At 72.3% G+C, this 21,823-nt stretch carries 26 protein-coding genes, 1 tRNA gene and 1 pseudogene; 8 read left to right on the plus strand and 20 right to left on the minus strand.

The features are described from left to right. Window positions 1–13: 13 nt before the first annotated feature. From ykgO to AB0N16_RS18790, 4 genes are all read right to left on the minus strand, one after another. The gene (gene ykgO / locus AB0N16_RS18775) at window positions 14–136 is read right to left on the minus strand and encodes a type B 50S ribosomal protein L36 (RefSeq protein ID WP_046728129.1); all 123 of its coding nucleotides are present in this window, start codon (window positions 134–136) and stop codon (window positions 14–16) included. 35 nt (window positions 137–171) lie between these two features. Next, the gene (locus AB0N16_RS18780; RefSeq protein ID WP_365797980.1) at window positions 172–432 is read right to left on the minus strand and encodes a type B 50S ribosomal protein L31; all 261 of its coding nucleotides are present in this window, start codon (window positions 430–432) and stop codon (window positions 172–174) included. Between the two features lie 70 nt (window positions 433–502). Next, window positions 503–667, minus strand: coding sequence for a 50S ribosomal protein L33 (rpmG, locus tag AB0N16_RS18785; RefSeq protein ID WP_365797982.1), 165 nt, complete (start codon window positions 665–667; stop codon window positions 503–505). 104 nt (window positions 668–771) lie between these two features. Then, window positions 772–1,545, minus strand: coding sequence for a sulfite exporter TauE/SafE family protein (locus AB0N16_RS18790; protein WP_365797984.1), 774 nt, complete (start codon window positions 1,543–1,545; stop codon window positions 772–774). Between the two features lie 178 nt (window positions 1,546–1,723). Between AB0N16_RS18790 and AB0N16_RS18795 the strand changes: the two genes are divergently transcribed. After that, complete coding sequence (locus AB0N16_RS18795) at window positions 1,724–2,194, plus strand: DNA starvation/stationary phase protection protein (protein ID WP_365797986.1); 471 nt, start codon at window positions 1,724–1,726, stop codon at window positions 2,192–2,194. Between the two features lie 13 nt (window positions 2,195–2,207). On the opposite strand, the gene AB0N16_RS18800 is transcribed toward AB0N16_RS18795, so the two are convergent. Beyond that, complete coding sequence (locus AB0N16_RS18800) at window positions 2,208–3,140, minus strand: LysR family transcriptional regulator (protein ID WP_365797988.1); 933 nt, start codon at window positions 3,138–3,140, stop codon at window positions 2,208–2,210. Between the two features lie 71 nt (window positions 3,141–3,211). Between AB0N16_RS18800 and AB0N16_RS18805 the strand changes: the two genes are divergently transcribed. Beyond that, on the plus strand, window positions 3,212–4,099 hold the full coding sequence (locus AB0N16_RS18805; protein WP_365797990.1) for an SDR family NAD(P)-dependent oxidoreductase: 888 nt from the start codon (window positions 3,212–3,214) through the stop codon (window positions 4,097–4,099). 305 nt (window positions 4,100–4,404) lie between these two features. On the opposite strand, the gene AB0N16_RS18810 is transcribed toward AB0N16_RS18805, so the two are convergent. After that, a complete protein-coding gene (locus AB0N16_RS18810; protein WP_365797992.1) occupies window positions 4,405–5,259 on the minus strand; it encodes a Cof-type HAD-IIB family hydrolase in 855 nt (284 codons plus the stop codon). A 392-nt stretch (window positions 5,260–5,651) separates the two neighbouring features. On the opposite strand from AB0N16_RS18810, the gene AB0N16_RS18815 reads away from it, so the two are divergent. From AB0N16_RS18815 to AB0N16_RS18825, 3 genes are read left to right on the plus strand one after another with little or no spacing between them, the layout of a single operon-like run. Continuing rightward, window positions 5,652–7,055, plus strand: coding sequence for a glutamine synthetase family protein (locus tag AB0N16_RS18815; protein WP_365797994.1), 1,404 nt, complete (start codon window positions 5,652–5,654; stop codon window positions 7,053–7,055). Then, a complete protein-coding gene (locus tag AB0N16_RS18820; protein WP_365797995.1) occupies window positions 7,055–8,197 on the plus strand; it encodes an amidohydrolase family protein in 1,143 nt (380 codons plus the stop codon). Before AB0N16_RS18815 ends, AB0N16_RS18820 begins: the two co-directional genes overlap by 1 nt. Before the next feature lie 42 nt (window positions 8,198–8,239). Beyond that, complete coding sequence (locus tag AB0N16_RS18825) at window positions 8,240–8,767, plus strand: NUDIX hydrolase family protein (protein ID WP_365798550.1); 528 nt, start codon at window positions 8,240–8,242, stop codon at window positions 8,765–8,767. Window positions 8,768–8,894: 127 nt separating this feature from the next. Here the strand turns inward: AB0N16_RS18825 and AB0N16_RS18830 are convergent, their stop codons facing one another. The 3 genes from AB0N16_RS18830 to AB0N16_RS18840 all read right to left on the minus strand — a co-directional run bounded on the left by AB0N16_RS18830 (window position 8,895) and on the right by AB0N16_RS18840 (window position 12,019). Then, on the minus strand, window positions 8,895–9,944 hold the full coding sequence (locus AB0N16_RS18830) for an ATP-binding SpoIIE family protein phosphatase (RefSeq protein WP_365797997.1): 1,050 nt from the start codon (window positions 9,942–9,944) through the stop codon (window positions 8,895–8,897). Further along, window positions 9,945–11,045: a GAF domain-containing protein gene (locus AB0N16_RS18835; protein WP_365797999.1), complete on the minus strand. Its 1,101-nt coding sequence runs from the start codon at window positions 11,043–11,045 to the stop codon at window positions 9,945–9,947. A gap of 65 nt (window positions 11,046–11,110) precedes the next feature. Continuing rightward, complete coding sequence (locus AB0N16_RS18840; protein WP_365798001.1) at window positions 11,111–12,019, minus strand: TIGR01777 family oxidoreductase; 909 nt, start codon at window positions 12,017–12,019, stop codon at window positions 11,111–11,113. A 154-nt stretch (window positions 12,020–12,173) separates the two neighbouring features. On the opposite strand from AB0N16_RS18840, the gene AB0N16_RS18845 reads away from it, so the two are divergent. Next, window positions 12,174–12,761 carry a muconolactone Delta-isomerase family protein gene (locus tag AB0N16_RS18845; RefSeq protein WP_365798003.1) on the plus strand — a complete coding sequence of 196 codons (588 nt, stop codon included), beginning with the start codon at window positions 12,174–12,176 and terminating at the stop codon, window positions 12,759–12,761. Between the two features lie 254 nt (window positions 12,762–13,015). Here the strand turns inward: AB0N16_RS18845 and AB0N16_RS18850 are convergent. The 10 genes from AB0N16_RS18850 to AB0N16_RS18895 form a co-directional block, all read right to left on the minus strand. Further along, window positions 13,016–13,089, minus strand: a tRNA-Pro gene (locus AB0N16_RS18850). 141 nt (window positions 13,090–13,230) lie between these two features. Then, window positions 13,231–13,590: an MmcQ/YjbR family DNA-binding protein gene (locus AB0N16_RS18855; protein ID WP_365798005.1), complete on the minus strand. Its 360-nt coding sequence runs from the start codon at window positions 13,588–13,590 to the stop codon at window positions 13,231–13,233. Between the two features lie 30 nt (window positions 13,591–13,620). Then, window positions 13,621–14,157: a GNAT family N-acetyltransferase gene (locus tag AB0N16_RS18860; RefSeq protein WP_365798007.1), complete on the minus strand. Its 537-nt coding sequence runs from the start codon at window positions 14,155–14,157 to the stop codon at window positions 13,621–13,623. Continuing rightward, window positions 14,154–14,792, minus strand: a complete 639-nt coding sequence (locus tag AB0N16_RS18865) for an XRE family transcriptional regulator (protein WP_365798009.1) — start codon at window positions 14,790–14,792, stop codon at window positions 14,154–14,156. Before AB0N16_RS18865 ends, AB0N16_RS18860 begins: the two co-directional genes overlap by 4 nt. Before the next feature lie 46 nt (window positions 14,793–14,838). Further along, complete coding sequence (locus AB0N16_RS18870) at window positions 14,839–15,741, minus strand: LysR family transcriptional regulator (RefSeq protein WP_365798011.1); 903 nt, start codon at window positions 15,739–15,741, stop codon at window positions 14,839–14,841. A gap of 39 nt (window positions 15,742–15,780) precedes the next feature. Further along, window positions 15,781–16,974 (minus strand): glycine C-acetyltransferase, encoded by a 1,194-nt coding sequence (locus tag AB0N16_RS18875; protein WP_365798551.1) that lies wholly within the window; start codon window positions 16,972–16,974, stop codon window positions 15,781–15,783. A 31-nt stretch (window positions 16,975–17,005) separates the two neighbouring features. Next, window positions 17,006–18,034: an L-threonine 3-dehydrogenase gene (tdh, locus tag AB0N16_RS18880; RefSeq protein WP_365798013.1), complete on the minus strand. Its 1,029-nt coding sequence runs from the start codon at window positions 18,032–18,034 to the stop codon at window positions 17,006–17,008. Between the two features lie 176 nt (window positions 18,035–18,210). After that, on the minus strand, window positions 18,211–18,582 hold the full coding sequence (locus AB0N16_RS18885; protein ID WP_365798015.1) for a nuclear transport factor 2 family protein: 372 nt from the start codon (window positions 18,580–18,582) through the stop codon (window positions 18,211–18,213). A 41-nt stretch (window positions 18,583–18,623) separates the two neighbouring features. Next, the gene (locus tag AB0N16_RS18890) at window positions 18,624–19,337 is read right to left on the minus strand and encodes an SDR family oxidoreductase (protein WP_365798016.1); all 714 of its coding nucleotides are present in this window, start codon (window positions 19,335–19,337) and stop codon (window positions 18,624–18,626) included. A 130-nt stretch (window positions 19,338–19,467) separates the two neighbouring features. Beyond that, window positions 19,468–20,397: a LysR family transcriptional regulator gene (locus AB0N16_RS18895; protein ID WP_365798018.1), complete on the minus strand. Its 930-nt coding sequence runs from the start codon at window positions 20,395–20,397 to the stop codon at window positions 19,468–19,470. A 109-nt stretch (window positions 20,398–20,506) separates the two neighbouring features. Here AB0N16_RS18895 and AB0N16_RS18900 point away from each other — a divergent pair, with 109 nt between their 5' ends. Further along, window positions 20,507–20,809, plus strand: a complete 303-nt coding sequence (locus tag AB0N16_RS18900) for a muconolactone Delta-isomerase family protein (protein WP_365798020.1) — start codon at window positions 20,507–20,509, stop codon at window positions 20,807–20,809. A 55-nt stretch (window positions 20,810–20,864) separates the two neighbouring features. Further along, window positions 20,865–20,975: pseudogene (locus tag AB0N16_RS18905) on the plus strand (YbfB/YjiJ family MFS transporter); the annotation flags it as partial. A gap of 216 nt (window positions 20,976–21,191) precedes the next feature. Here AB0N16_RS18905 and AB0N16_RS18910 read toward each other — a convergent pair. Continuing rightward, window positions 21,192–21,782, minus strand: coding sequence for a TetR/AcrR family transcriptional regulator (locus AB0N16_RS18910; protein WP_365798022.1), 591 nt, complete (start codon window positions 21,780–21,782; stop codon window positions 21,192–21,194). Window positions 21,783–21,823 lie beyond the last annotated feature (41 nt).

Genomic DNA, 21,823 nt, shown 5'->3' on the forward strand with positions numbered 1-21,823 from the left:
GAAGCGACTCCCGTCAGCCCTGGCGGGCCTTGAAGCGGGGGTCCTTCTTGTTGATCACGTAGACCACGCCGCGTCGGCGGACCACCTGGGCGCCGGGCTTGGCCTTCAGTGAGCGCAGGGACTTGCGTACCTTCATCGTTCTGTTCTCCTCGGGTCGGCCGCGGGGCCGGATCAGCTGCGGGCGGCGGCGGTGCGGCCGTAGCGGCGTTCGAAACGCTCCACCCGGCCGGCACTGTCCAGGACCCGCGACCTGCCGGTGTAGAAGGGGTGCGACGCGGACGAGACCTCGACGTCGATCACCGGGTACGTGGTGCCGTCCTCCCACTCGACCGTCCGGGACGAGTCGGCGGTGGAGCGGGTCAGGAACGCTACGTCCGCGGCACGGTCGCGGAAGACGACGAGCCGGGAGTCGGGATGGATGCGGGGCTTCATGGGGTTTCCTTCCTGGGGCCTCGGTCCGGTGGTGGTTCCGGAGGGTTCGGGCCCGGTCGTTCTGGGCGGTTCAGCGCTCTTCGCGGAAATCCACGTGCGCGCCGGCCACCGGGTCGTACTTGCGCAGGACCAGCCGGTCGGGGTCGTTCCGGCGGTTCTTGCGGGTCACATAGGTGACACCGGTCCCGGCCGTCGACTTCAGCCTGACGACGGGACGCGAGGTGCTGCGTGCCATGAGCCTCTCCCTTCACCCACACCCGAGATCAATGATCCGAGCATGTCAATCACGATGGCTGTAACAACGCCTCCCCCGGTCGCATTCCCGGGCTGCCGGAGCCGCTAGCGCAGGAGCAGCTGGAGACCGCCGACGACCGTCGCCGCGATGACCAGCTGCTCGAACAGCCGCTGGTTGATCCGCTCCACCGCCCACTTGCCGAGGAGCGCGCCGGGCACGACGAACACCACGAGCGCGGCGTCGAGCAGCAGTGAGTCGCCGTCGATCAGACCCAGGCCGGCGCTGAAGGGGACCTTGGAGAGGTTCACGATCAGGAAGAAGAACGCCGAGGTGCCCAGGAAGCCGAGCTTGCGGAAGCCGGCCGACAGCAGGTAGAGCGACATCACCGGGCCGCCCGCGTTGGCGACCATCGTGGTGAAGCCGCCGAGGACCCCGTAGGAACGGGCCTTCACCCGGCCCGCCCGGGTGGTGACCGCGTCCGGGTCGTCCGGGCCGCCGGCCTTGCGGCGGCGCCACAGGGTGACACCGGCCATCAGCAGCAGGATCGCGCCGATCGAGGTCCGTACGACCTGGTCGTCGGCCCACACCAGGAACAGCGTGCCGATCACCACACCGGCCGCGACCGCGGGGAACAGCCGCCACAGCGTGGGCCAGTGGGCGTGCCTGCGGTAGGTGGCGACGGCCAGTACGTCGCCCGCGATCAGGATCGGGAGCAGGACGCCGGTGGAGGCGCGGGCCGGGAGGATCGCGGCGAAGACGGCGAGGCTGACGGTGTTGGCTCCGCTGACGGCGGTCTTGGAGAAGCCGACGAGCAGCGCGGCGAGGGCCAGGGCGGCGAACTCCCAGCCGGATATGTGCCAGAGGGTCATGGTGTTCATGCGGGGACCGATGCTATGTCCGGACAAGCCGATCCGGTAAGTACCGTCTCGCCGATCGGCCCTGCGCACGGCGTCCTCCTGGGAGGTGCGGCCCGGTCCGGCGGGCACGTCCGCCCGTTTGCACCCGCTCGGCACGGGCACCCGATCGACGACCGCAGCACAGAAGGGAAACACACGCATGACCGTGGTGAAGAGCACGCTGTCCGACGAGGCGCTCCGGGTCACCGGGACCGCTCTGCAGGACACCCTGGTGGATCTGCTCGGGCTGTCGCTGATCGGGAAGCAGGCGCACTGGAACATCGTGGGGCCCCGGTTCCGTTCGATCCATCTGCAGCTCGACGAGGTGGTCGCCGCCGCACGCTCCTACTCGGACACCGTCGCGGAACGTGCCGCCGCGCTGGGCGTGTCTCCGGACGGCCGCCCGGAGACGATCGCCGCGGCCTTCTCGCTGCCCGGCGCCAAGGACGGCTGGCTGCGGGACGACGAGGTCGTCGACCTGATGGTACGGACGCTGGAGGCGGCGATCGGACGGCTGCGCGAGCGGATCGCCGCGACCGACGAGCCCGACCCGGTCACCCAGGACCTGCTGATCTCCCTCACCGCCGACCTGGAGAAGCAGCGCTGGATGTTCGCGGCCGAGAACAGCTGAGTTCCGGGGAGGCTCACTCGGATCCCTCCGGTACGTCCGTTTCGAGCGCCGCCGCCCGCAGGGCCGCCGCCACGCGGGTGACCGCCTCCGTCGGCGGCTGGGGCAGCCGGGCCAGCAGCTGGCGCCGCTGTTCCTGAGGTCCGCCGCGCACGGGCAGGATCCGGACCCCCGGCGGAGCGGCGGCGGCGAGGGCGGCCGGTACGGTGGTCAACCCGCAGCCCGCAGCGACGAGTTGGAGCTTGGCGAGCCAGTCCCGGGCGGTGTGGACGATCTCGGGGCGCTCGTCCAGCCCGGGCCACACCCCCATCAACCGGTCCTCGCCGGCCGCGGGGCCGGCGATCCAGCGCTGTCCGCGCAGGTCGGCCACATCGACGAAGCCGCTGCGGGCCAGGGGGTGGGCGGACGGCAGCGCGAGGCACAGGGCGCGCTCGGTGAGGGTCTGGAGCGCCAGCGGCGGTGACTCCGCGTCCGGCGCCCGGAACGGCGGCGCCGACGCGATCAGCGCGAGGTCCAGGCTGCCGGCCCGCAGCGCACGGACCAGGGCCGGGGTGGTGCCCTCACGGCCGGTGACCTGCAGTGCGGGGTCGGTCCGGCGGAGCGTGGTCAGGGCCCGGGGTACCAGCACGGCGCCCGCCGTGGGGAACCAGCCCAGCCGGACCGTCCCGGCCCCTTCGGGCAGGCCGGAAAGCTCCCGCGCCGTCGCCTCGATCTCGTCGAGGACGACGGTCGCGCGCCGCATGACGATGCGGCCGGCCGCGGTGAGCCGCACCCCGTCGCGCCGCCGTTCCAGCAGCTCGGCGCCCGCCGCCCGCTCGATCGCGGCGATCTGCCGGGACACCGCAGACTGGGTGTAGCCCAGCGTGGCGGCGGCCGCGGTGAAGGTGCCCTGGTCGGCCACGGCGCGGAAGACCCGCAGCGCGGTCAGCGACACGTCGTTGAAGTCCATGACGTTTACGCATACCACCTGTGCCGTACTTTCGTTGGACTCATGGACATGACGTTCCTAGCGTGGTGGGCATGAAGACTCCCCGTATCGCCCTGGTGACCGGCGCCAACCAAGGACTCGGCCGCGCCCTCGTCGAAGGCCTGGCCGCCCGGCTGACGACGGACGACCTGGTCCTGCTCACCGGTCGCGACCAGCGGCGGGTGACGGACGCCGCCGTCGAGGTCGTCCGGTCGCCCGGCACCCGCGCCCGGGTCGAGGGCCGGGTCCTGGACGTCACCGACACCGACGCCGTCGTCCGCCTCGCCGAGGAACTCCGCGCCCGCTACGGCGGGGTGGACGTCGTCGTGTCCAACGCGGTCGCCCGGGTACTGCCCGACGAGTCGCAGTCCGAGCGGGCCGACGAGTTCATCGACGTCTCCAACACCGCCACCCACGCGATCCTGCGCTCCTTCGGGCCCGTCCTGCGCCCGGGCGGCCGGCTGCTGGTGGTCGCCAGCTCGCTCGGCACGCTCGGCCATCTCGACCCCCGGCTGCACCACCTGTTCGACGGCGCCACCCTCGACCAGGTCGAGTACGCCGTGGAGTCCTGGCGCAGCGCCGTCCACCAGCACACCGCCGCCGAGGCGGGCTGGCCGGTCTGGCTGAACGTGCCCTCGAAGGTGGCCCAGGTCGCCGCCGTCCGCGCCCTCGCCGCCGAGCGCCGGGAACAGGACCTGGCCTCCGGCACCCTGATCGCCTCGGTCTGCCCCGGCATGGTCGACACCGCCACCTCCCGCCCCTGGTTCAGCGACTACAGCCAGGCCCAGTCCCCCGCCGACGCCGCCCGCGCCGTCCTCGACCTGGTCTTCGCCGACCACGTCGACCCCGCCCTCTACGGCGAGCTGGTCCGCTTCGGCAAGCCCCTGCCCTGGCACGACGGCACGCCCCCGGTGGAGCAGGACCGCCTGGTCAGGCCATGAGCGTCGAACCGTGACCGTCGAGCCAGCACCGTGACCGTCGAGCCAGCACCGTCCGGCAGCACGCAGGCGTCGGCGGCCGGTACTTCGACGACTGCGACGAGAGCGAGATCGTCGAAGTACCGGCCGTCGTACCGGCAGGCTCGCCGGCGTCGCCCGCTACGCCGTCGACCCGGACAACGGCCGCCGCCTGTGGGACCTGTCGGAGGAACCCCTCGCCGGCTGACCCGCAGTCACTCCCCAGCGGAAGGAGCGCCCGTACCTGAGCCGGAGCCCGGTCCCGAGCCGGAGCCCGTTCCCGAGCCGGCTCAGAGGCCCAGGATCCGGGCGACGGTGCGCAACACGCCGTTGTCGTTGTTGGACGGGGCGAGGTGGCGGGCCCGGCGGATGACGTCCGGGTGGGCGTTGGCCATGGCGAAGGACCAGTCGGCGGCGTCGAGCATCTCCAGGTCGTTGAGGTAGTCGCCGAAGACCATGGTCTGGGCGGGGGTGATGCCCAGTTCGCGCTGGAGGCCGCGCAGGGCGGTGCCCTTGTTCGCGGTGCGGTTCATCACGTCGACCCAGTGCTCGCCGGAGACCACGACCTGGTGGGTCGCGGCGAAGCCGGCCAGCGCCGGGGCGGTGGTGCGCTCGGCCGGGCCGAAGTCGAAGAGCGCGACCTTGATCACGTCGTCGTCGACGGCGGTGAGGTCGTCGACGACCCGGTGTTCGACGTAGTAGCGGCGGACCTCGGCGAGGAACGCCTCGTCCGAGCGCTCCACGTACGCGGACCGCTTGCCGCAGACCACGGCACCCACGTCGACGCCGTCGGCGACCAGCCGCCGTACGGTCCGGGCGAGACCGCCGGCGACGGCCGGGTCCAGGACGTCCGAGCTGAGCTCGACGCCGTCGCGCACCACATAGGTGCCGTTCTCCGCGATGAACACCATGCCGTCGGCGACGTCCGCGAACTGCCGGGCCAGGGTGGCGTACTGGCGGCCGCTCGCCGGGCTGAACAGCACACCGCGGCGGCGCAGTTCGGCCAGCATCGGCCACAGTCCCTCGGGGATGCGCTTCTCGTCGTCGAGGAGGGTGCCGTCCATGTCGGTGACGACGAGGCGGATGTCGGCGGGACCGGCGGGGAGGCCGGGCGTGGCGAGGAGGGAGGCGGGCGAGGCGGGCATGTCCTGCTTCCGGTGGGGGACGGCATTCGTACACCAGTGTCCCCCATAGGGCCGACGGGACCGGAAACGGCCATGGAGGTTCCTGCGACAGCGCGATCACCGGGCGGCACGATGTCGGCCGACGGCCGACGCGGAGCCGAGGCGGGCGGCCAGGGCAACATTCGCGGCGATACGGTTCCGGAACGACCATGCCACCCCGCCGATCGCCGCCCGGAGCCGCGCCGGGATCGCCGGCGTCCTCGACGGACTCGATCTGTCGGCACCGGGCCCGGTGCCCTGCTCGCAGTGGCGCGCCGGGGCCGACTTCCCGGCGCCGGTGCCGCAGTTCGGCGCGGTCGCCGTGAAACCCTGACCGGGACGTGTGCATCCGAGCCCGTCGAGGAGGACGTCGTATGCCACCCCTTGTCGACCCCGTGCCCGGCGGGCGCCCCGGTGATCTCGCCCGGGCGCATGCCCTCGCCCATGAGCTGTCCGCGCAGGGTGTGCGGGCGATCGTGCTGGCCTACGTGGACACCGCCGGCATCTGCCGGGTGAAGACGGTCCCCTGGCAGCGGCTCCAGCAGGCGGTGGCGTGGGGCGTCGGCATGTCCCCGGTGTTCGACACCTTCCTGGCGAACGACACGATCGTCCGCACTGACGTCCTCGGCTCACCCGACGGCGATCTGCGCCTCTACCCGGATCTGGACCGGCTGGTGGTGCTGGCCGCGCAGCCCGGCTGGGCCTGGGCCCCCGTCGACCGGATCACCCAGGAGGGCGACCGGCACCCGGGGTGCAGCCGCACCTTCCTGCGCCGGACCGTCGCCGACGCCGAGGACCGGCTCGGCCTCACCTTCAAGGCGGGCGTGGAGATCGAGTGGGCGCTGGGCCGGGCCGCCGCCCCGGCCGACGAGTTCGCCCCGGCGACCCAGGGACCGGCGTACGGCGCCGCCCGGCAGATCGAGCTGAGCGACTACGCCGCCGACCTGCTCGCGGCCCTGGACGCGCAGCAGGTGCCGGTCGCCCAGTTCCACCCCGAGTACGCCCCCGGCCAGTTCGAGCTCTCCACCGACGCCCTGGATCCGGTGGCGGCGGCCGACCAGAGCGTGCTGGTACGGCAGACCATCCGCGCGGTCTCGCAGCGGCACGGCCTGCGCGCCTCCTTCTCCCCGGCCGTCACCGAGCGGGGCGTCGGCAACGGCGGCCACCTCCATCTCTCCGTCTGGCGCCACGGGGTCAATCTGCACGCCGGCGGCGACGGCCGGTACGGCATGACCGGCGAGGCCGAGTCCTTCGTGGCGGGGCTGCTGACCCATCTGCCCGCGCTGACGGCGGTGACCGCGCCGAGCCCGGCCAGCTATCTGCGGCTCAAGCCCTCCCAGTGGGCGGGGGCGTACACGGCCTGGGGCCGGGAGACCCGGGAGACCGGCGTCCGGGTCATCACCGGCACGACCGGCCACCAGAGCCAGGACGCCAACCTGGAGATCAAGCCGGTCGACCTGGCCGCCAACCCGTATCTCGCGCTCGGCTGTGTCATCGCCGCGGGACTCGACGGGCTCGCCTCGGGCGCGCCCCTCCCCGAGGAGGTCGTCGACGACCCGGCCCGGCTGATCCCGGATGAGGCGGTGGCCCGGGGCGTACGACGGCTGCCCACCTCGCTGGCGCAGGCCGTGGACGCGTTCCGCGAGGACAAGGTGGTGTGCACGGCCCTCGGTCCGGTCCTCGCGGACGCGGTGGTCGCCGTACGCGAAGGCGAGACGGCGGCCGCCGCCGGGCTCGACGACACCGGGGTGGCGGCGGCCTACCGCTGGAAGTACTGATGGCCGGACCGGTCCGGGAAGCCCTCGACACGCTCCCCCTCGTCGACCACCACTGCCACGGCGCGGTCACCGTCGACCTCGACCCGGCCGACTTCGAGTCACTGCTGACGGAGGGCGCGGCCTGGCCGGGCGTGTCACCGTTCGACAGCCCGGTCGGCGTGGCCGTACGACGGCACTGCGCACCCGTGCTCGACCTGGACCGGCACGCGCCGGCAGCCGAGTACCTGGCGCGCCGCGCCGAACTGGGCTGGCAGGAGGTCAACCGCCGTTTCCTCACCGCCGCGCACGCGGAGACGTTCTGCGTGGACACCGGCTACGCCCCGCACCCGGTCACCTCGCCCGCCGACCTCGCGGACGCGGCCGGCGCGGCCGCCTACGAGGTGGTCCGGCTGGAGAGCATCGCCGAGGAGGTGGCCACGCGGGGCATCGACGCCGGCGAGTACGCGGCCGCCTTCCGGGCGGCGGCCGAGGAGGCGGTTCGGCGGCCGGGGGTGATCGCGGTCAAGTCGGTCGCCGCCTATCGCACCGGCTTCGACCTGGATCCGGCGCGGCCGACGTACTCCGAGGTGACCCGGGCGGCCGCGCTGTGGTTCGCGCGGGGCGGCAAGCTCACGGACCCGGTGCTGATGCGCCATCTGCTGTGGACCGCAGTCGCCCTCGGGCTGCCGCTCCAACTCCACGCCGGTTTCGGGGACTCGGACCTGCGGCTGCACCTGGCGGACCCGGCCCTGCTCACCGACTGGCTGCGGCTGACCGCCGGCACCGTCCCGGTACTGCTGCTGCACTGCTGGCCGTACCAGCGCAAAGCCGCCTATCTGGCCACGGTGTTCGAGCATGTGCACCTCGACGTCGGGCTCGCCCTGCACTATGTGGGCCCGGCCCGGGCGGGTTCGGTGCTGGCGGAGGCGATGGAGATCACTCCGTTCCGCAAACTGCTGTACAGCTCGGACGCTTATGGTGTGTCCGAGTTCCACCATCTCGGCGCCCTGTCCTTCCGGCAGGGGCTGGCCGGGCTGCTCCAGGAGCGGGTGGACGCCGACGAACTGAGCCCCGCCGACGCAGTGAGGATCGCCGCCTGGACAGGACGCGACAACGCCCGTCGCCTCTACGGACTTCCCGCATCGGACCCCGGCCGCGACTGAGCGCGTGCCCCACCCGGAAAGTATGATCAAGCAATGTCTGACATGACCGATACCACGCCCGGTTGGCTGTCCTCCGACGAGCTGGAGATGGCTCGCGCCCGTATGCCGATCCTGTACGTGGAGGCCGTGCCCGTACGTGTGGACGACAGCGGCGAAGTCACCAGCATCGGACTGCTGCTCCGCATCGGCCCGGACGGAACGGTCAGCCGGACCCTCGTCTCCGGCCGTGTCCTGCACCACGAGCGGGTCCGCGACGCCCTGTTGCGCCATCTGGAGAAGGATCTCGGCCCGGTCGCACTGCCCCGGGTGCCGGCCTCCCTGCAGCCGTTCACGGTGGCCGAGTACTTCCCGACGCTGGGCGTCACGCCGTACCACGACCCGCGACAGCACGCGGTGTCGCTGGCCTACGTCGTGCCGGTGACCGGTGACTGCCGGCCCCGCCAGGACGCCCTGGACCTGGTGTGGTTCAGCCCGCGGGACGCCATGTCCGAGGCCGTGCAGAGCGAGATGCCCGGCGGCCACGGCGTGCTCCTGAAGCAGGCCCTGGCGCACGTGGGGTGCGTGGGTTGAGGACGGCCGGGGTCGCGGAGACCGAGGAGTGCGTGGTGAAGGCCCATGCCAGGCACGGTCACTCCGCATTGACAGGTCAACTAATACCTCTCGCCTCCAACATGTCAGTAATGGAATCTCGGCCCGCTCAGGAGGCGACGCCGACCCGGCCGGCGACGTTCGGGATGTCCTGCTCGGCCCAGATGCACTTGGAGTCGCTGAGGTAGCGGGCGCCCCAGCGGCGGGACAGGGCGGCGACCAGCTGGAGACCGCGGCCGCCCTCGTCGGTGTAGGTGGCGTGCCGGACGCGCGGGGTGCTGAGGCTGCCGTCGTAGACCTCGCAGGTCAGGATGCGGCTGCGGAGCAGCCGTAGCCGCATGGGGCCCTTGGCGTGCCGGACGACGTTGCCGACCAGCTCGCTCACCAGGAGTTCGGTGGTCGTCGTCAGCTCGTCCAGGCCCCACCGGGTGAGCTGGTCGCGAGCGAGCTGACGGGCCTGGCCCGCGGCCCGGGGATCGTCGGGCAGGCCGAAGGAGGCGATGTCGGCGGCGGGCATGGCGCGCGTGTGGGCGATCAGCAGGGCCGCGTCGTCGGTGGTCCGCCCCCGGTCGGGCAGCAGCTCCGAGACGACCGTGTCGCACAGCTCCTCCAGGCCCTGGACGTCCTTCTCCTGGTCGGTGCCGGTGAAGCGGGCGGGTCCGGCGCCGGCGCCGGACAGGACGCGCAGCAGCCGGGCCAGCCCCTGTTCGACGTCCTGCGCGGCCGACTCGATCAGCCCGTCGGTGCACAGGACGACCAGACTCCCGTCCGGCAGCGGCAGCCCGTGCGCCGCGAACGGCGGGGTGGCGGCGCCGAGCGGCGGATCGGGACTGGTGACGGGGCTGTGCACGGTGCCGTCGGGATACACGAAGACCGGCGGCGGGTGCCCGGCGAGGGAGTAACTGCACCGGCGGCCGGCCGGGTCGTAGACGGCGTACAGGCAGGTGGCGTAGAAATCCTCGCCCAGGTCGCTGACCAGGTCGTTGAGGTGGCTCAGCAGTTCGTCGGGGGCCATGTCGAGGTCGGCGAGGGTGCGTACGGCGGTGCGCAGCCGGCCCATGGTGGCCGCCTCGGCGATGCCGTGGCCCATCACGTCGCCGATCACCATGGCGACCCGGTCGGCGGAGAGCGGGATCACGTCGAACCAGTCGCCGCCCACCTACTCGCCCCGGCCCGCCGGCAGATAGCGCGCCGCCGCGACGGCGGCGGGCAGCCGCGGCAGCGCTCGGGGCAGCAGGATGTTCTGCAGTTCCTGGGCGCGGGCGTGCTCCACGTCGTACAGCCGGGCCCGTTCCAGCCCCTGGCCGACCAGGGCGCTGAGCGTGGTCAGCAGGGTGCGCGTCTCCTCGCCGAAGGAGCACGGCCGGTTGTAGGACAGGACCGCGATGCCGATGGCGCGCCCGGAGGCGACCAGGGGCAGGAACGCCCAGGCCATCTTCGGCGAGGTGCCCATCAGGATCCTGTCCTTGACGGCCGGATAGCGCTCGTAGATCTCGGCGGGCGACTCCAGGAACAGCGGCTTGTGGGTCCGCAGCACATCGGTGACGGGCATGCCGGCGGTGAGCGGGCCCTCGAACCGCTTCAGGTACTCCAGCGGGTATCCGACCTCGCCTACCCTGGTCAGCCGGCCGTTCTCGAACATGGAGACGACCAGCCCGTCGGCGCCGAACGGCGACAGGACGTGGTCCGCCACGGCTTGTACGACGTCCTGGACGGTCACGGCCTCGGCGAGGGCCGCGGTCAGGCGGGCCGCCTTGGCCGTCCGCACGTGCTCGGGACCGGGAGCGTGGTGCGGCGGTCGTCCCGGGGCGGACTGCAGGCGCTCGGCGGTCCACGCCGCCACCGCGCGCAGAAAGGACAGCTGTATGTCGTCGGGCTCGCCGTCGCCGCCCCCGGTGAGCACCGAGAGCGCGCCGATCGGTCCCTCGGCACCGACGAGCGGCAGCGACACGATGCCGGAGGCGCCCGTCCCGAGGTCGTCCCCGGCCGCCTCGACCATGACACCGCGCCGCAGGGCACACGCCGGCGGCACGTCCTGTTCCTCCCGCAGCTCCGCCCAGTCCCGCACGGCCTCGGCGGCGACGCCGTCCACCGCTTGCAGGGTCAGCCTTCCGGTGCGCCGGTCCCACCGGTGCAGCAGGGCTCCCACTCCCCCGACACTCGCCGCCGCCTGCCGGAGAGCCAGCGTGAGCGTCCTCGCCCGCGCCCCCGCGGCGAGGGACGGCTCGGATGCGGCCCCCTCCGGACGGCTCGGGCACATAACGACAGGTTAACCCGGGAGATCGCGGCGACCACCGGGGAGCCGAGCGGGACCGTGCAGGTCGCCTACCCCTTCCGCAGGGCCGTGCGAAGGGCGTCGTCGATGCCGGGCTGCCGGAAGGCGAAGCCCGTCTTCAGCAGGGCCGCGGGCACGGCACGGCAGCTGCCGGTGACCCCCACGGAGAACTCGCCGAGGACGGCCCTCAGGGCGAAGGCGGGGACCGCGGCGAGGGTGGGCCGGTGCAGGATCCGGCCCATCGCGCGGGTGATCTCACGGTTCGTCAGCGGTTCGGGGGCCGTGAAGTTGAGCGGTCCCGCGATGTCCTCGTGGTCGATCGCGTGGCGGAGCGCGGCGATGTGGTCGGGCAGGGAGATGAAGGGCCAGAACTGGTCGCCGGAACCGAGCCTGCCGCCGAGACCGAACCGGAAGAGCGGGAAGAGCTTGCCCCAGGCGCCGCCGTCGGCGGAGACCACGAGGCCGGTACGCGGGTGGACGACCCGGACACCGGCCCGCTCGGCCGGCGCGGCGGCGGCCTCCCAGCCCACACAGACGGAGGCCAGGAAGTCGCTCCCGGCCGGGTCGGCCTCCGTGACCACGCGGTCGCCGGTGTCGCCGTAGTAGCCGGTGGCCGAGGCCGAGACCAGCACCCGGGGCGGCTCGGCGGCCTCGGCGCAGGCCTCGGCGACGGTGCGCGTCCCCTGGAGGCGGCTGAGCCGGATCTCCTGCTTGTACGTCTCGGTCCAGCGCCGGTCGCCGATCCCGGCTCCGGCCAGGTGCACCACGGCGTCGACGCCGTCCAGGACAGCCGGGTCCAGCCGGGCACCGGGCTCCCAGGAGGCGGATTCGCTGCCGTCGGCCGGCTGCGGCACGGTCCGGGCGCGGGTCAGACGCAGTACGCGGTGGCCGTCGGCGAGGAGGGAGCGGGTGAGGGCGGAACCGATGAGTCCGGTGGATCCGGTGATCGCGACGCGCATGACGTTCTCCGATGAGCGAATGTTTGAGAGTTCAAACTCTCGCTCACCACAGTACTCCGGCCGGACGGCGGAGGGGCGCGGGGAACCGGCCGGGCCGATCCTGGAAGGGCCGACCCCCGAGGAGGGTTGAGGCCGACCCCCGAGGAGGGTTGAGATGGAGTACCTGGTCACGATGACCACCCGGGTGCCGGACGGTACGACGGAGCGGGAGGTGGCCGAGGTCCGGGCGCGGGAGGCAGCGCACAGCCGCGAACTCGCCGCGCGGGGGCGCCTGCTGCGGCTGTGGCGTCCGCCACTGGAGCCGGGCGAATGGCGCTCGATCGGCCTGTTCGACGACGCGGGCCCGGACGCGCTGGAGCGCACGCTCGCCGCGATGCCGTTGCGCGTCTGGCGGACCGACGTGCCCACCGAGCTCGCCCGGCACCCCGCCGATCCCGGCCCGGGCGGGGTCCCGGTCGCGGCGGACAGCGAGGAGTACCTGGTCACGTTCGCCGTGGACGTGCCGTCCGGAACGCGGCCCGAGAGCCCGGCGGAGTCGAAGCGCGTACGCGATATGGCCGCCGAGGGTTATCTGATCCGCCTGTGGACGCTGTCGGGCGGGGGCCGTGCCATCGGCCTGTGGCAGGCGCCCGGGGCCGGCCGGCTGCGCGAGATCCTGCGGTCCCTCCCGATGGCCGGCTGGCGCCCGGTCGACACGGTGCCGCTGACCCGCCACCCCAGCGACCCGGCACAGGTGACATGAGCGGCTCCCGTCTCCGACGCTCTCGCGGCGGGCCCAGTTCAGCTCGAGCCGCGCAGCTGGTAGCCCGGGTGGAGGAGCTGGCCGTGTTCGTCGGCGGGGCCGGCGTAGATCCGGCGCAGGGTGGTGACCTGGTCTGCGGTCAGGCAGTAGGCGTCGGACGCCGGTCCCCAACCGTCCCCAACTCATCCCCAAGAATGACCAAAGGCCGGTTTCGGATGTTTCCGAAACCGGCCCTGACCTGCGACTGTCTCCAGTCGGGACGACAGGATTTGAACCTGCGACCCCTTGACCCCCAGTCAAGTGCGCTACCAAGCTGCGCCACGTCCCGGTGCCGTCTGACCTGGGATTTCCCTGGTCGAAACGCGCAGGGAAACAATACCGCACTCGGACCGGTGGTCGCGCACGGCTTTTGTCCGGGCGGGGTGACGGCTCGTCCTGGGGGCCGCGGCGGTACGGGCCGGCCGGCGGGTCAGTCCGGGCCCGGCAGCCCCATCTCCGGATAGGAGTCCAGGAGTCGGGGCGGGGCCGCCTGTCTCCAGGAGTCGGCGAGGATGTCGCGCAGCTCGGACTCGTCCTCCAGGGCGGCGAGCCGCACCCGGACCCAGGCGAACTGGGCCTCGTGATCGGCGATCCAGAACTTGTCCGGCTCGGCGAGCACCAGCTCGTCGCGCTCCTCCTTGGGGCAGCGCACGGCGATCGAGGTCTCGTTCTCGGGCAGCGTGGCGAACATCTTCCCGGCGACCCGGAACGTGGGCATGCTCCAGGCGATCTTCTCGCTGGTGTCCGGCAGGGACAGCGCGACACGGCGTACGTCTTCGGCTTCCGGCATGCCTGGAACCGTAACGCCTGCCACTGACAGTCAGCTGGTCAGAGTACCGATGTGCTTGTAGTAGAGGGTCGTCGGCCGCAGCACCCCGCCGGGGTCGGCCGCATAGTCCGGGATGACTCCGGCGCGGGTCCAGCCGGCCGAGCGGTAGAGGTGCTCGGCGGGACTGTCCGTCTCGGTGTCGAGGTGGAGCAGGGTGATGCCGGCGGCGGTCGCCGCCTCCTCGGCTACGGTCAGCAGCCGCCTCCCGATGCCCTGGCCGCGGGCCTCGCGGTGGACCATCAGCTTCACCAGTTCGGCACGGTGCCGGCTGTTCGGCTTGTCGGGGAAGGGGAAGGCCAGGCTGACCGTGCCGACGACCCGGTCACGGCCGTCCAGCGCCGCCCAGACCGCGAGCCGACCGCCGGCCACGGCGTCCAGCCGCCCCTGCCACCAGGCGACGGCCCGCTCCCGCTCGAAGGGCGCGAGGAAGCCGATGGACGCCCCGCCGTTCACTGTGTCGGTCAGCAGCTCGGCCAACTCCCCCACCCGCTGGGTCAGTTGATCCGCACCGAGGCGCAGTGCCATCATGGCCGCACCACCGCCAGGACGTACCGCGCCTCCCCCGGCCCGGCGCACCGGAACCGCGTCGGCCCCCACACCCGCAGCCGCAGACAGTCCCCGGTGTCCAGGAGATGCTCGACCTCCTGCACGGTCACCGCGAGCCTCCCGTCGAGCACCCAGAGGTGCTGCTCCAGCCCGGGCACGGGCGGACGGTCGTAGGCGATGTCCGCGCCCGCCGTCAGCCGGCCCTCGACGAGTTCGCCGCGCAGGCCTCCGTGCGGCGGCGACACGGACCGCCGTACGAAACCGGCGGCACGGTCCTCCCAGACCTGCTGTTCGGCCGCGCGCAGCACCGGCGCGGGCGCGGCTTCGACCTCGACCTCGCTGAGCAGCTGGGACATGGTTCGCCCGTAGACGTTGCAGAGCCGGTTGAGGAGGGCGGCCGTGGCGCTGGTCTCGGCCCGTTCGGCCCGGGACAGGGTCGACTTGCTCACTCCGCTGCGCTCCGCCAACTCGCCCAGGGACCAGCCGTGTTCGGTCCGCAGTTCGGCGAGGCGGCGGCCGAGGCGGGCATCGACGGAGTCGGCAGCGGGGGCGAGGTCGGGGACCGGATCGGGGGCGACCGTGTCGTCTCGCTCGGTCTCCGGCTCATCGTGTTTCATATCCGGGACGATATCCCTGATATGAAACACCGGTGTTAAGGAAGGCTCACGGCCGTGCCGCCTCGCCCAGCGCCTCCAGCACCGGGCGGATCAGCGGATGGCCCTCGGCTCCGCGCCGTACGGCCGCGAAGACGCGGCGGGTCGGGGCGACGCCGTCGACCGGACGTACGACGACGCCGGTCAGGTCCATGCCGCGCAGCGCCGAGCGGGGGACGAGGGCCACGCCCGCGTCGGCCGAGGCCAGGGCCACCACGGCCCGGAAGTCGTCGGAGGAGTGTTCGAGGCGGGGCTGGAAACCGGCGCTCTCGCAGGAGAGGACGACCACGTCGTGACAGGGGTTGCCGGGGTACGGACCGATCCACGGGTCCTTGGCCAGCTCGGCGAGGGGCACCTCACCGGCCCCGGCCAGGCGGTGGTGGAGCGGGACGACCGCGTCGAAGGGCTCGGCGTACAGGGAGACATGGGTGAGCCGGGGGTCGTCGGCGGACGGCGCCCCTCGGTACTCGACGGCGACCGCGACATCGACCTGCCGGTCCAGGACCATCGGCAGGCTGGCGTCGCCCTCGGCGTCCTGGACGCGGATGCGTATGCCGGGGGCGGTGCGGGCGAGGCGGGCCACTGCCGGGGCGACCACTTGCGCGATGCCGGTGGCGAAGGCGGCGACGGTGACCGTGCCGGCCTCGCCCGAGCCGTACGCGGCCAGTTCGGCCTCGGCCCGCTCCAGCTGGGCGAGGACCGCGTTGGTGTGGCCGAGCAGGATCTCGCCGGCCGGGGTGAGCCGTACGCCCTTGGCGCTGCGCTCGACCAGGCGGTGGCCGGTCTCCTGCTCCAGGGCCGCCAGCTGCTGCGAGACGGCCGACGGGGTCAGATACAGCGCGGCGGCAGCCGCCGTCACCGTGCGGTGGTCGGCCACCGCACGGAGGATGTGGAGCCGCCGCGCCTCGATCATGGCTCGATTATTGCAATATGTCCGGGGTGCTCAGACCGCTCAGGCCGGCAGTTCCGCCCGGGCCGCCACGAAGGCGTCCACCGCGCGGTTGACGTCGTCCGTCGAGTGGGCCGCGGACAGCTGCACCCGGATCCGGGCCTGGCCCTGGGGCACCACCGGATACGAGAAGCCGATCACGTACACGCCCCGCTCCAGCAGCAGCTCGGCCATCCTGGCGGCCCGCGACGCGTCGCCGATCATCACGGGGGCGATGGCGTGGTCGCCGGCCAGGATGTCGAAACCCTCCTCGGTCATCCGGCGGCGGAACAGCGCGGTGTTCTCGGCGAGCCGGACCCTCAGGTCGTCCGCGGACTCCAGCAGGTCGAGGACCTTCAGCGAGGCCGCCGCGATCACCGGGGCGAGCGTGTTCGAGAAGAGGTAGGGGCGGGAGCGCTGGCGGAGCAGGGCGACGATCTCGGCGCGGGCCGCGACATAGCCGCCGGAAGCGCCGCCGAGGGCCTTGCCGAGGGTGCCGGTGATGATGTCGACGCGATCCATGACGCCGTGCAGCTCGGGGGTACCGCGGCCGGACGGGCCGACGAAGCCGACGGCGTGCGAGTCGTCGACCATGACCATCGCGTCGTAGCGGTCGGCGAGGTCGCAGATCTCGCGCAGCGGCGCCACATAGCCGTCCATGGAGAAGACGCCGTCGGTGACCACCAGCCTGCGCCGGGCGCCCTGCGCCTCCTTCAACTGGCTTTCCAGGTCCGCGAGATCGCGGTTGGCGTAGCGGAAGCGGCGGGCCTTGGAGAGACGGATGCCGTCGATGATCGAGGCGTGGTTGAGGGCGTCGGAGATCACCGCGTCCTCCGGGCCGAGGAGGGTCTCGAAGACACCGCCGTTGGCGTCGAAGCAGGAGGAGTAGAGGATCGTGTCCTCCTGGCCGAGGAAGGCGGCGAGGCGCTCCTCCAGCTCCTTGTGGACCTCCTGGGTGCCGCAGATGAAGCGGACGGAGGCCATGCCGTAGCCCCAGCGGTCCAGGGCCTCGTGGGCGGCGGCGATCACCTCGGGGTGGTCGGCGAGGCCGAGGTAGTTGTTGGCACAGAAGTTGAGCACCTCGCCGGGGCGGCCGCCCGCGGTCACGCTGACGGTCGCGGACTGCGGGGTGCCGATGACCCGCTCGGGCTTGTGCAGACCGGCGGCGCGGATCTCGTCGAGGGTGGCGCGCAGGTCGTCGCGCACGGAGTCGAACATCATCAGTCCTTGGTTGTCGTCGGCGGGTCGGTCAGAGGGTCCAGTCGAGGATGACCTTGCCGCCACGGCCGCTCGCGGCGTCGGCGAAGGCCGCCTCGAAGTCGCGATACCCGTAGCGGCCGGTGATCACGGGGGCGAGGTCGAGTCCGCCCTCCAGGAGGACGGACATCGCGTACCAGGTCTCGAACATCTCACGGCCGTAGATCCCCTTGATGGTGATCATCGAGGTGACGATCCGGGCCCAGTCGACGGGGAAGTCCTGGGCGGCCAGGCCGAGCATGGCGATACGGCCGCCGTGCGTCATGTTGGCGATCATGTCCTGCAGCGCCTCGGGACGGCCGGACATCTCCAGGCCGATGTCGAAGCCCTCGCGCAGCCCCAGCTCCCGCTGTCCGTCGGCGATCCGGGCCTGCGACACGTTCAGGGCGAGGCTCACGCCGATCTTGCGGGCGAGGTCGAGGCGCTCCTCGCTGACGTCGGTGATCACGACGTTGCGGGCGCCCGCGTGCCGGGCCACCGCGGCCGCCATCAGGCCGATCGGCCCGGCCCCGGTGATCAGGACGTCCTCGCCGACGAGCGGGAAGGAGAGCGCGGTGTGCACGGCGTTGCCGAACGGGTCGAAGATCGCGGCGACGTCGAGGTCGACGGGGACGCGGTGCACCCAGACGTTGCCGGCGGGCAGTGCGACGTACTCGGCGAACGCGCCGTCGCGGCCGACGCCGAGGCCGACCGTGGCCCGGCACAGATGGCGCCGTCCGGCCAGGCAGTTGCGGCACTTGCCGCAGACGAGATGCCCTTCGCCGCTGACGCGGTCGCCGACCTTGACGTCCGCGACGTCGCGGCCGGTCCCGACGACCTCGCCGACGAACTCGTGCCCGACCACCAGGGGCGTGCTGATCGCCTGCTGGGCCCAGCCGTCCCAGGCCCGGATGTGCAGGTCGGTTCCGCAGATGCCGGTCCGCAGGACCTTGATCAGTACGTCACCGGGTCCGACCGTGGGCTCCGGCACGTCCGCGAGCCACAGGCCGGGCTCCGCCTTCTGCTTGACCAGCGCCTTCAACGCTACGGCTCCTGTGCGTGAGGTCCCGGCCGCGGGCACGCCGAAGCGTCCCGCGGCCGGGGAGGGGGGTGGAATCGCACAGCAATCTGCCGTACCCGGGCGCCTCGGGTCCATCGAGGATTTCTTAACCGCCGCCACAGCTCCGCTTCACGCCCGCACGGCGCTGGGCGCGGGTTCTAGTCGAGGCGGGAGACCTGGTAATGGCTGATGTACCAGTCGTCGCCGGCCCGGGTCACGAGGACCGAGAGCTTGACGTCCAGCGGGGGCCGGTCCGTGAAGGAGAACTCGACGGCCAGGTAGCCGAGGACGACGTTCTCGGCGGGCCACCGGGTCTCCAGGACGCGGTAGGCCGCCTTCATGCCGAGGGGCTGGGAGTCGTAGTACGCGGCGACACCCTCCCGTCCGACGCTGTAGGGGTGCAGGCCCTGGAAGACGGCGTCCTCGGTGAACTGGGCGGCGACGCGCTCGGGTTGGTGCGCGTCGACGGCCGCCTTCCACCGGTCGAGGACCGCGCTCAGGATCGCCGTGTCCTCCGTCATGCTGGTCATGTCCGCTCCTTGATCTTCTCGTTCGGTGACTTGGCGTGCCGTCAGTGTCCGGCGCTCATACCGCCGTCGACGTGCAGGATCTCGCCGGTGACGAACGGCGCGGTCTCCAGGAAGAGCACCGCGTCGACGATGTCGCTCACTTCACCCATCCGGCCGACCGGGTGCAGGGCGGCGAGGTACTCGTGGGTCTCGTCCGGGTGCATGGGGGTCTTGATGGTGCCGGGGGACACCGCGTTGACCCGGATGCCGCGGGTGGCGTACTCGATCGCCAGGGACTTGGTCGCGGACTGCAGACCGCCCTTGGTCAGTGAGGCCAGGACGGACGGGACGCGGGCGTCCGCGTTGTCGACCAGGCTGGTGGTGACGCTCACGATGTGTCCACCGCCCTGGGCGAGCAGATGCGGCACGGCCCGCTGGGTGAGGTGGAAGAAGCCGTCCATGTTGATGCCGGTCAGGGCGGCGTAGTCGGCGGCCGTGTAGTCGGTGAAGGGCTTCGCGACGAAGACGCCGGCGTTGTTGACGACGGTGTCGATACGCCCGAAGCGCTCGACGGCGGCGGCCACGATCCGCTCCGCGGTCGCCGGGTCCGCGATGTCGCCCTGCACCGTCAGGACGTCGGCGTCGGCGGCGGGGGCGATGGCGCGCGAGGTGGCGACGACTGCGTGGCCGAGCTTGCGGTAACCCTCGACGAGGGCGGCGCCGATGCCCTGCGAGGCGCCGGTGACGATCGCGACCTTCTGGTTCTGCGTGCTCATGGTGACCTTCTCCGTAGTGGCTGACCGGTGACTAGCCGACCGGTCGACTATTTGGAAGGTAGGTAGGGTCGGTCAGAGGGCGCCAGGATCGGTTTCCTTCCGACAGGGAGGCGCAGACTCCCAGCGCAGCTCAGCCCGGGAGCGCGTACGGGTCGTCGGCGGGCAGCCAGGCGTCCTCGGCGTGGATGCCGAGGTCGCCGACGCCGTCGCACAGGGCGTCGACGGCGGCCAGGACTCCGGGGCGGTCCTCGCTCTCCCGCCGGACCAGCGACCAGGTCCAGTACACCTTCGGCGCGACGACCTCCCGGCGGATCAGATCGGGCGGCAGCGGAACGGTCTGTCCCTTGGGCGAGTTGAGGACCGGGCGGGTGCAGCGGCGGACGTGGTCGAAGAAGGCGGGGCCGGTGATGGCACCGTCGGAGATGCGCACGGCACGGGCACCGACGGCCTGCGTCAGCTCCTCGGCGTACACGTTCCAGGAGGCCCAGGAGGTGATGTCGTCGTCGATGAGGACGTCGGTGTCCTGGGCCGCCAGATCGCTGGTGTCGGTGCCCTTCGCGACGGCGTACAGCCGGTCGGCGCCGAGCAGCCGGGCCCGCAGTCCGAGCCGCTTGAGCTCCTCGGTGCGCACCCAGCAGACGGCGAGGTCCAGACTGCCGTCGGCGACCCGTGCGGCCTGGGTGTGCGAGGGGGCGACCCAGGCGTCCACATGCACCCTGGCCACCGCGGCCGTCCGCGTGGTCAGGTCCGGGGGGAGCCAGTTGACGTAACCGAGCCGTACCGACTGCGAACCCGACAGGCGCCCGGCCCGGAGCTTGAGGTTGTCGGCCCGCTCCAGCAGGGCCCGGGTGTCCGGCAGCAGGGCGGCGCCGGCCGGGGTGAGCGAGACCGAGCGGCGGTCCCGGTCGAACAGGCGGACGCCCAGGTCCCGTTCGAGTGCCTTGATCTGCTGGGAGAGCGAGGGGCCTGCGATGAGCAGCCGCTCTGCGGCCCGCCCGAAGTTCAGCTCCTCGGCGACCGCGACGAAGTAACGCAGCTGACGCAGTTCCACGCGCGCCATGCTACGCGCGCTGGGAGGCCGCGCCTCTCAGCAACGAGGCAGCCGGTCGTGGCACCGGCGCTCGTGACGGGAGCACGATGAACCTCACCGAGAGTGCAGGGAGCACGTCGTGCGAGAGTTCCTGGTCGAGATCACCACCAGCGTTCCCGAGGGCACGGGCCAGGAGGAGGTCGACCGGCGGCGGGCCGCGGAGTCCGTGCGTGCGGGGGAACTGGCCGCGACCGGCCGTCTGGCCCGACTGTGGCGCCCGGTGGGCGAGTTGCGCAGCATCGGCGTCTGGCGTGCCACCGACGAGGAGGAACTCCACGAGAAGGTGCTCGGCACCCTGCCGCTGCGCCCGTGGATGACGGTGACCGTCACCCCGCTGGAGTCCCACCCCAACGATCCGGGCCGGGCCGACGGCACCCGGTGACCACCGCATCTCCCTGAACCCAGGTCCTCAGGGGGGCGCCGCGCTCGCCGCGGGTATGGGCGTCGGCCGGTTCGTCTACACCCCGCCCCTGCCCCTGACGCAAGCCCGGGCGGCCCTGTCCGCCGGTGCCGGGGCGAATCTGGCCACCGCCCACTACGTCGGCTATTACGACGACGTCAGCGGGCCGAGGCCCCATACCCCTAGGGCGTGCCCGGGAGTGGATCCCGAACGCGGGATGATCCTGTGCTGGACGGGGGGCAGCTCACCGTGCAGGCGGTGACGGTTTCACGGAACCGCCGACGGCCGGCTTCTTCCGGCGCTGCCGACAGGTCTGACCCCGCCTCAGACGGCAGGGCCGGAACGCAACATCTCCTTCGGTCCTCTAGCCCCGGCCGCGCAGAGCCCGCGAGAGCGCGCTCATGCTGATGTCGACGATCGCGCGCAGCTGTGTCTGACTCGCCCGGGCCCTGCTCATCACGGCCAGCGACTGGTTGACCGCCGTGATGTGAGTGGCGTAGTTCTCGGCGTCGCCCTCGGCCCACTCCGTGCTCAACGCGGTCCGCAGCCGCGCGTGCTGAAGCCCCACAGCTTCGATCGCACGCGTGGCGATGGCGGGGCTGAGTACGGGTGTCGCCATCGCGGTCTGGGCGACCAGACATCCGTCCGGCACGTCGGGGTCGGCGATGCGTTGGAGGGTGACCTCGAAAAACGCCCGTACCGCCCGCAGCGGTTCCCCGGTCGCACCGCAGGAAAGCGCCTGCTCGTACCTGTCTCCGTACCGGACGGCGTAGCGGTCCAGGCAGCGCAGGTAGAGCGAGTCCTTGTCGCCGAACGAGGAGTAGAGGGAGCTTCGGTTCAGTCCGGTCGTCCTGGAGAGGTCGTCGAGCGAGGTGTCGGCGTACCCGGCCCGCCAGAACTGGACCATCGCCGCGTCGAGCACGACGTCCACGTCGAACTGCTTCTTGCCGGCCATCACACGTACACCCCGTTCCTGAGCCAGTCCGTCCTGGCCTT

It is taken from the genome of Streptomyces sp. NPDC051105, from assembly GCF_040682795.1.
GTDB lineage: Bacteria > Actinomycetota > Actinomycetes > Streptomycetales > Streptomycetaceae > Streptomyces.

Coding starts and splice junctions, on each gene's coding strand:
- ykgO (WP_046728129.1), bottom strand. CDS start 136: ATGAAGGTACGCAAGTCCCTGCGCTCACTGAAGGCCAAGCCCGGCGCC.
- AB0N16_RS18780 (WP_365797980.1), bottom strand. CDS start 432: ATGAAGCCCCGCATCCATCCCGACTCCCGGCTCGTCGTCTTCCGCGAC.
- rpmG (WP_365797982.1), bottom strand. CDS start 667: ATGGCACGCAGCACCTCGCGTCCCGTCGTCAGGCTGAAGTCGACGGCC.
- AB0N16_RS18790 (WP_365797984.1), bottom strand. CDS start 1,545: ATGAACACCATGACCCTCTGGCACATATCCGGCTGGGAGTTCGCCGCC.
- AB0N16_RS18795 (WP_365797986.1), top strand. CDS start 1,724: ATGACCGTGGTGAAGAGCACGCTGTCCGACGAGGCGCTCCGGGTCACC.
- AB0N16_RS18800 (WP_365797988.1), bottom strand. CDS start 3,140: ATGGACTTCAACGACGTGTCGCTGACCGCGCTGCGGGTCTTCCGCGCC.
- AB0N16_RS18805 (WP_365797990.1), top strand. CDS start 3,212: ATGAAGACTCCCCGTATCGCCCTGGTGACCGGCGCCAACCAAGGACTC.
- AB0N16_RS18810 (WP_365797992.1), bottom strand. CDS start 5,259: ATGCCCGCCTCGCCCGCCTCCCTCCTCGCCACGCCCGGCCTCCCCGCC.
- AB0N16_RS18815 (WP_365797994.1), top strand. CDS start 5,652: ATGCCACCCCTTGTCGACCCCGTGCCCGGCGGGCGCCCCGGTGATCTC.
- AB0N16_RS18820 (WP_365797995.1), top strand. CDS start 7,055: ATGGCCGGACCGGTCCGGGAAGCCCTCGACACGCTCCCCCTCGTCGAC.
- AB0N16_RS18825 (WP_365798550.1), top strand. CDS start 8,240: ATGACCGATACCACGCCCGGTTGGCTGTCCTCCGACGAGCTGGAGATG.
- AB0N16_RS18835 (WP_365797999.1), bottom strand. CDS start 11,045: ATGTGCCCGAGCCGTCCGGAGGGGGCCGCATCCGAGCCGTCCCTCGCC.
- AB0N16_RS18840 (WP_365798001.1), bottom strand. CDS start 12,019: ATGCGCGTCGCGATCACCGGATCCACCGGACTCATCGGTTCCGCCCTC.
- AB0N16_RS18845 (WP_365798003.1), top strand. CDS start 12,174: ATGGAGTACCTGGTCACGATGACCACCCGGGTGCCGGACGGTACGACG.
- AB0N16_RS18855 (WP_365798005.1), bottom strand. CDS start 13,590: ATGCCGGAAGCCGAAGACGTACGCCGTGTCGCGCTGTCCCTGCCGGAC.
- AB0N16_RS18860 (WP_365798007.1), bottom strand. CDS start 14,157: ATGATGGCACTGCGCCTCGGTGCGGATCAACTGACCCAGCGGGTGGGG.
- AB0N16_RS18865 (WP_365798009.1), bottom strand. CDS start 14,792: ATGAAACACGATGAGCCGGAGACCGAGCGAGACGACACGGTCGCCCCC.
- AB0N16_RS18870 (WP_365798011.1), bottom strand. CDS start 15,741: ATGATCGAGGCGCGGCGGCTCCACATCCTCCGTGCGGTGGCCGACCAC.
- AB0N16_RS18875 (WP_365798551.1), bottom strand. CDS start 16,974: ATGTTCGACTCCGTGCGCGACGACCTGCGCGCCACCCTCGACGAGATC.
- AB0N16_RS18885 (WP_365798015.1), bottom strand. CDS start 18,582: ATGACCAGCATGACGGAGGACACGGCGATCCTGAGCGCGGTCCTCGAC.
- AB0N16_RS18890 (WP_365798016.1), bottom strand. CDS start 19,337: ATGAGCACGCAGAACCAGAAGGTCGCGATCGTCACCGGCGCCTCGCAG.
- AB0N16_RS18895 (WP_365798018.1), bottom strand. CDS start 20,397: ATGGCGCGCGTGGAACTGCGTCAGCTGCGTTACTTCGTCGCGGTCGCC.
- AB0N16_RS18910 (WP_365798022.1), bottom strand. CDS start 21,782: ATGGCCGGCAAGAAGCAGTTCGACGTGGACGTCGTGCTCGACGCGGCG.